Genomic DNA, 8,784 nt, shown 5'->3' with positions numbered 1-8,784 from the left:
AACTTACTCTTCTCTATACGTTCTTCTGCTTCTCTTACTAAAAATGACATTTTGCCTCCTCTTTCGTATGTACTTATCTTTTCATTCTATCATATATGTTTCTTTCTGCCTATTATGCAATGGTCTTGCTTTGTTATAGCTTTATTTTCATTTTGTAATTCTTTTAAAGATTTTGCCATGTTTTAGTCCTAAAAAATATAATTATATCTATAAATGATAGATTATATTTTTAAAATGAATATTTCAACTTTTGATTGTACTTTATATTAATTTATCTAGCCAACAAACATCACCATATGAAAAAAATCTGTATTCATTATCTATGGCATGTTTATAGGCTTTCTTGATATTATATATACCAGAGAACGCACTTACAAGCATTAATAAAGTGGACTTAGGGGTATGAAAATTAGTAATCAAACAATCAGCAATTTTAAATTTATATCCAGGCGTTATAAATATATCAGTCTCACTGTTTTGCTGGGTAATTAACCCCTTATCATCACAAGATGATTCGAGCGCTCTAAGCGAAGTTGTTCCAACACATATAACCCTATTTCCTTCTCTTTTAGTTTGATTAACTACTTCTGCAGTTTGCTCAGAAATAATAAATCTCTCTGAATGCATTTTATGATTATGGATAGACTCAGATTTTACTGGTAAAAATGTTCCAGTCCCAACATCTAATCTAATATAAGCAATTTTTACACCCATATTTTTAATCTCTTCTATGATTTCAGAATTAAAATGGAGGCCTGCAGTAGGAGCAGCAACAGAACCAAAATCCTTTGCAAATACAGTTTGGTAATCACAAACATCTGATTCTTCCGGTTCTCTTTTAAAATACGGAGGGATTGGCATTTTGCCAATATCACAAATTTTGCCAAATAAACCAGATCCACTATAATTAAATTTTAAAATAACCTCACCAGAGTCTAATTTTTTAAAAACTGTAGCAACTAAGTCATTTTTAAAAATTATCTTTCTATCTATCTCTATGGACTTTCCAGGTTTAGCAAAAACAACCCATTTATCAGGGTCCAGTTCTTTGTTTAAATATACTATTATGTCTTTTATTATATTTAGTGAACTGTGAATTTGCCCTACTAAATATGCCGGAATTACTTTACTATTATTGAAAACTAATAAATCACCTTTTTTAAATAACTTCAATATATCAGCAAATTCATAATCGTAAATTTTAGAATTGCCATTTAAATATAGCAATTTAGAACTACCTCTTGGGTATTTAGGATATTTTGCAATTAAATTTTTAGGTAAATCAAAATCAAATTCAGAAAGTTTCATTTAATATTTGTTAAAATTAAGGAGTTAAATTCACTCACAACATTTTTATACATCTCTCTTTTAAAATTAACTATAATCTTTTCTAACTCATTCACATCAATCCATTTCCAATTCACAAACTCTGCACCGACAGCATTTATATTTATCTCATCATCAGTTCCTAAAAAATTCAGCAAAAACCATTTTTGTTTTTGCCCAATATATTTTCCTTCAAACCATTGTTTTTTATATTTTGACGGAAAATCGTATTTTAACCAACTGCTAGATTCAGCGATAATATTAAAATTATTTGTTCCTATCTCCTCCATAGCTTCTCTAAATACTGCGTCCTTAGGAGATTCATTTAACTCAATTCCACCTTGTGGCATTTGCCATGCGTTTTTAGGGTGCTTTCGCCTTGCAATAAAAACTTGATTTTTATTATTGAGCATCATTATGCCTATGCCCATTCTGTATAAATTGGACATAACAAAAATTATTAAATTTGTTTAATTAATACGGCACTTGATCATCATCTTCGTCATCTATCATATCTTCAACATCACCATTATGTGTACTAGAAGGCTTATTATTACTATTTTTATTACCAAGAAGTATCACTGTGCTATTGTAAGTTTGTAGGACAATCTCCGTTGTATATTTCTTTATTCCAGTTTGATCATTCCACTCTCTAGTTTGAAGAGACCCTTCAATATAAATCCTAGTACCCTTGTTAACATAATTTTTTATTATATTAACCAATGCAGGGATAAACACAACTATTCTGTGCCATTCTGTTTTTTCTCTACGCTCACCACTATTTTTATCTTTCCAATTCTCAGTCGTTGCAAGTGGGAATGTTACTATTTCTTTACCTTCTTGCGTCAATCTTATCTCCGGCTCCTTTCCTACATTACCAATAAGAGTCACTTTATTTAAACTTACAACCATTCTATTAAACAGACTTTATTATTTTCACTACTACAATTATAACGTTTTATCAGCCATGTAAACAGAAAGTTGCCAGTTATTGAAAAAATTTCTTGCTCTTATATCAAATATTATGTAATTAAAAGATAGATTGAATACCATTAATAACTTCATGGCAAAAGTATCAAATAAAAAAGAAGAAGCAATAAAAAAGGGAAAAACAGTTTCAACAAAGCTTAAGGGCTCACTTCATCCGAACTATAGAGAGATTACTGTTGAAATGACTAATGGAACCAAATTCAAAACCAGATCAACTGTATCAACAGATATTTTAAAATTAGATATTGATCCAGCAACTCACCCAGCCTGGACTAAGGAAGCAAATTATGTAAATACTAAGGCAACTGAAGTATCTAAATTTAACAATAAATTTAAAGGACTTAGCTTTGGAAAACAGGCAAAATAAAACTCTGCCATAGTTTTATTTTTATTTTCTATAATTTTGTTTTGTTATCGTTTGATATACATATTTCATCTTCGTTAATTAAGCCAAAGTACTTCCTTGCTAATTCATCAAGGTAGTCCTTGTTTATACTTTCATCATAAATTAAATTAACTTTATTTTCTAAATCTCTCCTTTCGCCATCTAATTTCGCCAATTCGTCTTTCTTAAAAATTACTTCTTTTTTTAAATAACGCATTTTGATATATCCTCTTTCACCAATAAAGCAATGAAATACAAAATAAGATACTATAAATAAAAAAATAAAATTAAAAATTATAAACTTGTAATTTATTTTCTTAAATTTATACATAAAAGGTTTTGATTAATTCTCATTAATAATGTATTAATACTTAGCTACCTATTAATATAAAACATAAATTTTTTAAAGAAAAAAATGTTATCTTTCTTGTTTGGTTTCCAAATTTTCATAACTATCTTAATCTCATTGGTTATTATATTTCAAAAATCTAGTAGTGATGGTATCGTTGTAAGCAATGCTGGTGGTCAAATGCCTAGCAGATCACAAACTTCATTTATAAGTAAATTTACAATATTTCTTATATTGATCTTTATGGCTAATAGCCTATTATTGGCAAAAAATTCAGTAAATAAACATAATAATGAGCAGTCCATTATCAAATCGCTGGAGAGTGAACATGCACATGAGGATAAAGTTACAGGTGAGACCAACGTTCCGAAAATGGAGTAGAAATTAGTGACTAAATTTATATTTATTACTGGTGGTGTAGTCTCATCATTAGGTAAAGGGATAGCCACATCATCAATTGCAGCATTGTTACAAGCTCAAGGATATAAATTGAGAATAAAAAAGCTTGATCCTTATCTAAACATAGACCCAGGCACAATGAGCCCTTTTCAACATGGAGAGGTCTTTGTCACCGATGATGGGGCAGAAACAGATTTGGATCTTGGCCATTATGAAAGATTCACTGGAATATCTGCAAAAAAATCAGATTCTATTACTAGTGGAAAAATATACTCTAAGTTATTACTAAAAGAAAGGCGTGGAGATTATTTAGGTGGAACAGTTCAAGTAATTCCACATGTTACAAATTTAATAAAGGAATTTATTTTAGATGAAAGTAAGTTAGTGGATTTTGTATTGTGCGAAATTGGCGGTACAGTAGGTGACATTGAGGGGCTACCATATTTTGAGGCAATAAGACAACTAGGGTATGAACTTGGAAAAGAAAACACAATTTATATTCATTTAACACTTGTTCCATACCTTAAGCATGCATCAGAACTTAAAACAAAACCAACTCAGCATTCAGTAAAAGAGCTAAGATCCATAGGTATTCAACCAGATATTATATTATGCAGAAGCGAAAAAAAAATCCCAGAGCATGAAAGAAAAAAAATTGGATTATTTTGCAACATTAAAGAAGAAAATGTAATTCAATCACAAGATTTAGATTCAATATATAAAATGCCTTTAGCTTATCATCATGAAGGCATTGATAGACAAATATTAAAAATTGTTAACTTACCATATAATGATAACGCTGATTTATCCATTTGGAAAGATATAGATAAAAACAATAAATTGATCGAAGGAAAGGTCAACATAGCTGTGGTTGGCAAATATCATTCATTCAAGGATTCTTATAAATCTTTAATTGAGGCCTTTAAGCATGCAGAAATGTACCATAAATGTAAAGTAGAGCTAATTTGGATTGCAGCAGAAAACATTAATGATAATAATGTTTCAGAAAAACTTAACAATGTCGATGGAATTGTCGTACCTGGAGGCTTTGGAAAACGAGGAATTGAAGAAAAAATCTCAGCAATAAAATTTGCACGTATTAATAAAATTCCATTCTTTGGAATTTGCTTGGGTATGCAATTAGCAACAATTGAGTTTGCCAGAAATGTTTTAAATATTTCAGATGCTAATTCGACCGAGTTTGACCTAAAATGCACTAATATATTTGATTTAATGCAAAATCAAATTAAAGATAATAATTTAGAAAATAAATCATCTAAAGCAAAAATTGGCGGCACATTAAGATTAGGTAATTACAAATGTACTCTAGAAAAAAATACTAAAATTCAAAATATCTATAAATCCTTACAAATTGAAGAAAGACATAGACATAGATATGAATTTAATGTTAACTTCATTAGTGAGTTTATAAATAGTGACTTAGAGTTTAGTGGTATGTCTTCTGATGGTAAATATATAGAAACAATGGAGTTAAAAAGTCATCCATGGTTTATTGGTGTGCAGTATCACCCAGAATATAAATCAAGGCCGTTTTCTCCTCATCCACTTTTTATATCCTTTATTGATTCAGCGAAAAATAAATTGAATTCTAGCCTTACGTCATGAGAGAAAATCGCAAAATTGATTCTATTTTTAATGATTACAAATCCATTACATTGATGATCTTGTTGCTTGTGGCGTCGCTTGGTTTATCGTTTATTTTTACCAACCTCTTTATTTTAACCTTTTTTGGATTTTTGCCAACGCTAGTTGCTATATCTATTGATAAAAATCCAAAAAAAATTTTAACTCAAATAATATTTTTATTTAATTTCCTTGGTAGCATCCACTTATTCCTAGAGATTATATTTCACCCTAGTGATATAGAACAAATTTCTTATATTATCATCTCAATACCCCACACTTGGCTTGTTATATATTCGTCATGCGCTTTTGGGTGGATAATTTATATATTGATTCCAAAAATTATCTATTACTTCTCCTACACTAATAAGCTTGGTTTGTTTAATAAATTAAACGAAGAATTAGATGGTATCTATCAAGAATGGGGAAAAGAGAATATAAATAAGGCTTTGTTGGGTGAAACTTCTAAAAAGGAAAATTAATTTTTGTACCATCCATATCATATAGCCCTGTAAACCATAACTCTCCAACTATGTAAACCTCTCGTAAATTAAGAGTTGGCAAATTTATAGACGACAGAGAACTTGGAAAAGAGCGAGTAATACGAGCAATGAGCATGGGGCGCGTATATAAATACGTAACGAAATGCGAAATTCGAAGTATGACGAAGCCAATTTTTCAAGTTATCCGAGTATAAACCCACACATTATCTGTAATTTCCATAGTTAATACACATTTCCACTAAGAGGGAGTTGTAAATATTTTTTCAATAATTAATTTAATAGCTCAAAAATGCTCTTTATAGATGATTTTTGATGACTTGAGTGGTCAGATTTATTTTGACTTTGATTTATATTGATGTTTGTTTTATCTACAATCTCTTGATCTTCAGATTTACTATTTTCATTTTCATTAATACTCATATTATCCCTTTTAATATCCTGCACTATGTCAAAAATTTGCTTGTGCGAAAAGTCCTGAGTAATATTTTCAGATTTTGAATGTGAATCGTATATTTTCTCATTTTTCTGCTTGATGCTGTTATAAATTAATTTATCCTGATTAGAAAAAATTAAACCATCATTTTGTTCAAATTTTCTTTTGATGCATCTATCATCTTTTTTGATCAAAGGAATGTGCTCTATATCAATAGGATTACGAGAATAATAATATGCTTTATAAATAATCAAAAAAAAGATAGCTATGCTTATTATAATAAATAATGCCCTAAATATAAACTGCTTTAGCGCTTTACCATTGCTGAAAAAGAACGATCTTGACTTTCTTGTTTTGACCCTATTTTTCTTCAGATACATGATAATTTTATTATAAAAATTCTATTGATTTTCTTAATTTAAAAACTCCAAGCATATTTATAACCATAAGAAGGCCACCTGAAACACTCATAACAAGAATAACTTGCTCTTGATCATAAAATGAGAAAAATATAAAAGCAAATATAGAGTATAAAATATACAAATACTGCCCATATTTTTTATTTAAATATTTCGCACATTTTTGTCCTACAACTAAGTATCCAGTTATCGTTGTAAAACCTGCAAACACGAAAAGAACAGCCATAAAATACTCAACATTTGGCAAATATAATTTTAACGCACTTACAACATATTCAGATGGTTGCAACCCTTTAACCTCCCACATACCAGTCACTAAAAGTATTAATATGCTTATAGTGCAAATAAGGGTATCTGAAAATAGTGCAAATATTGACATTCTAGCTTGTTTTTCTGGATATATTGTTTGTGTTTCACTCTGAATTATTGAATCATAACCTATTCCAATATCTCCTGAATAAACAGCTCTAGAAACACCATAATGAGCAGCTAAAAGTATACCTCCTGCTGCGACACCACCTACCTGAGATTTATAATCTAAGAATGATGACAGTATTAAAAAAAATATATTTGGCAAATCAGAATAATGATCTGCTATTATCCATATACCCAATGCCATATATACCAACATAAATGGCGGCATCATAGCTGAACAAACATTTGCAAATCTCTTAATACCTTTAACTGAAGTTAATAATATAAAAAATAACAGCACTGCTATAACCAAATATCTATTTAAAGAAAATGTTCCTGCTACTGTATCGGTTAAAATTAAAAACTGTGAAACTTCAGCGCCGTATATGCATAATAAAATGCATACAATTACTGGTAAAATTTTATTTTTAAAGGCAATTCTAAGATAATACATTGGTCCGCCATCAAACCCATGATCATTGTTTTTAATGCGATATTTTATCCCTAAATAAACCTCAGAATATTTAACTAACATACCAAGGAACGATGCTATCCAAAGCCATATAATGCTCCCTGGGCCCCCAATTGTTACAGTACTTACAACAGTAACTATGTTACCCAATCCTATCATTCCGCCAATCGATGCAAAATATAACTTTATAGGATGTATACCCTGTTTACCTTTTTCTGCACATGTAATTAAATCTTTTATATACGTTTTTAACTTAAATAGAGCTCTAAATTGAAAAAATTTTGAAATCAGGCCCTGAATAAACTATAAATTAAAAAATATCACTTTTAAAAGTATAAAATAAATTTAAATTTAGCTCAGCATCAAGTAAACAGAAATCTAATAATAAGCACGATGACTCAGATAAATTTCAAATCAGAAACATCGACGACTTTGTAAACACCGACCTCAACAATAAAGAGGCTTTTTACGAGTCTGAAGTTGACGATGAGGATTACAAAAGTCACATTCGGAAACTTCTCGGAAGAGATTTGCAAAACACCGATTCAAACAAAGACATCGACTCAAGTCCTTTCTCCAATCATGAAGCGATCTTAAAATCTAATAGCAGTGGCAAGAGTATTCCGAAGGACAAGTTCAACGAGCTTACAAAATTCAATGCTTCCAATGCAAACGATGGAGACGAAGACAGTCAAAAATGTGATTCTAGGCAGAGTCTCGATCACGACATCAACCAGCTGAGCTACCTCAGCGATGATAACTTCTCTGCTGTTGACGAGGATAAGGTCACTGAAGACAAATTAGACGGAGAGCAGTCTAATAACAACGAAAATAGCAACAATGAAATACCCGATAATTTTACGAATATGCTAATCGGCAATAAAGAAAAAGACGCAGAGAAAGTGTTTTACTTCAGTACTTTGAATTCTCAAGATAAACTTGAAAATATAATTGACGCTGAACTCGACGACAAGAAAAAGTAAGTCCATATGTCTAGTTTTAGATCAAGCACTGACTCCAAACTTACTCTTGAGGAGAACGATAAAGTTGAAAAGGGCCAGGAAGAACTTTTAAAGACCAAACATGAAATCAATATGGACGACATGATTAGCTATGACAGCTCTGTGAACCAAAATCTTGTTAATCCATTTAAAAATATTGACTTTGTTCGACTTTTGGATGTATCTCCGCTGAGCCTTGTTGTCTGTTGTCTTTGACACTCGCAGATTCGACACTATGGAAATTTGAGACTGCAAGCAGTATTGACTAACCACGGTTTCTGCTTTGATTTTTAATAATCTTGAAATTTAAATAGCTGGGGTTGAAAGCACGGTTGAACTTGTTAAACTCTCTTTTGTCTACGTACACTCAATTTTCTGTACTCAAATTACTTACAAGCAGTAGCAGGATAATTTATTCGAGCAGAGAAAAAATAACGACACTAAAATTA

General features: G+C 30.4%; 11 protein-coding genes. 5 read left to right on the top strand and 6 right to left on the bottom strand.

Annotated elements, in window-relative coordinates; all coding sequences use genetic code 11:
* Positions 1-186 (top strand): hypothetical protein (locus L8D11_RS02135; protein WP_236870030.1); only part of this gene is annotated, 186 nt, incomplete at its 5' end.
* Positions 187-261: 75 nt separating this feature from the next.
* Here the strand turns inward: L8D11_RS02135 and queA are convergent.
* Genes queA through ssb form a run of 3 tightly spaced genes read right to left on the bottom strand, consistent with a single transcriptional unit; the run spans position 262 to position 2,238 of the window.
* The gene (gene queA, locus L8D11_RS02130) at positions 262-1,308 is read right to left on the bottom strand and encodes a tRNA preQ1(34) S-adenosylmethionine ribosyltransferase-isomerase QueA (protein WP_236870029.1); all 1,047 of its coding nucleotides are present in this window, start codon (positions 1,306-1,308) and stop codon (positions 262-264) included.
* Positions 1,305-1,757, bottom strand: coding sequence for an RNA pyrophosphohydrolase (locus L8D11_RS02125; RefSeq protein WP_272906010.1), 453 nt, complete (start codon positions 1,755-1,757; stop codon positions 1,305-1,307). The genes queA and L8D11_RS02125 overlap by 4 nt, the downstream gene beginning before the upstream one ends.
* 43 nt (positions 1,758-1,800) lie before the next feature.
* Entirely contained in the window at positions 1,801-2,238 is a 438-nt protein-coding gene (gene ssb, locus L8D11_RS02120; protein ID WP_272906008.1) for a single-stranded DNA-binding protein, read from the bottom strand.
* 130 nt (positions 2,239-2,368) lie between these two features.
* Here ssb and rpmE point away from each other — a divergent pair, with 130 nt between their 5' ends.
* Positions 2,369-2,683 (top strand): 50S ribosomal protein L31, encoded by a 315-nt coding sequence (gene rpmE / locus L8D11_RS02115; protein WP_236870027.1) that lies wholly within the window; start codon positions 2,369-2,371, stop codon positions 2,681-2,683.
* Between the two features lie 28 nt (positions 2,684-2,711).
* Here the strand turns inward: rpmE and L8D11_RS05760 are convergent, their stop codons facing one another.
* Positions 2,712-3,032: an FtsB family cell division protein gene (locus L8D11_RS05760; protein ID WP_272906007.1), complete on the bottom strand. Its 321-nt coding sequence runs from the start codon at positions 3,030-3,032 to the stop codon at positions 2,712-2,714.
* Positions 3,033-3,116: 84 nt separating this feature from the next.
* Here L8D11_RS05760 and secG point away from each other — a divergent pair, with 84 nt between their 5' ends.
* From secG to L8D11_RS02095, 3 genes are read left to right on the top strand one after another with little or no spacing between them, the layout of a single operon-like run.
* Positions 3,117-3,431 (top strand): preprotein translocase subunit SecG, encoded by a 315-nt coding sequence (gene secG / locus L8D11_RS02105; protein ID WP_272906006.1) that lies wholly within the window; start codon positions 3,117-3,119, stop codon positions 3,429-3,431.
* Positions 3,432-3,437: 6 nt separating this feature from the next.
* A complete protein-coding gene (locus L8D11_RS02100; protein WP_236870024.1) occupies positions 3,438-5,075 on the top strand; it encodes a CTP synthase in 1,638 nt (545 codons plus the stop codon).
* Entirely contained in the window at positions 5,072-5,575 is a 504-nt protein-coding gene (locus tag L8D11_RS02095; RefSeq protein ID WP_236870023.1) for a hypothetical protein, read from the top strand. The genes L8D11_RS02100 and L8D11_RS02095 overlap by 4 nt, the downstream gene beginning before the upstream one ends.
* Positions 5,576-5,866: 291 nt before the next feature.
* Here the strand turns inward: L8D11_RS02095 and L8D11_RS02090 are convergent, their stop codons facing one another.
* Together L8D11_RS02090 and L8D11_RS02085 are read right to left on the bottom strand one after the other, a co-directional pair.
* Positions 5,867-6,283 (bottom strand): hypothetical protein, encoded by a 417-nt coding sequence (locus tag L8D11_RS02090; RefSeq protein ID WP_236870022.1) that lies wholly within the window; start codon positions 6,281-6,283, stop codon positions 5,867-5,869.
* A gap of 136 nt (positions 6,284-6,419) precedes the next feature.
* The gene (locus L8D11_RS02085) at positions 6,420-7,622 is read right to left on the bottom strand and encodes an amino acid carrier protein (RefSeq protein ID WP_336886377.1); all 1,203 of its coding nucleotides are present in this window, start codon (positions 7,620-7,622) and stop codon (positions 6,420-6,422) included.
* Between the last annotated feature and the right edge of the window lie 1,162 nt (positions 7,623-8,784).

It is taken from the genome of Candidatus Bandiella numerosa, from assembly GCF_021811875.1.
Lineage (GTDB): Bacteria > Pseudomonadota > Alphaproteobacteria > Rickettsiales > Midichloriaceae > Aquirickettsia > Aquirickettsia numerosa_A.
Note: the sequence above shows the minus strand (reverse complement) of the source record. Positions and strands in the feature narration are given on the sequence as shown.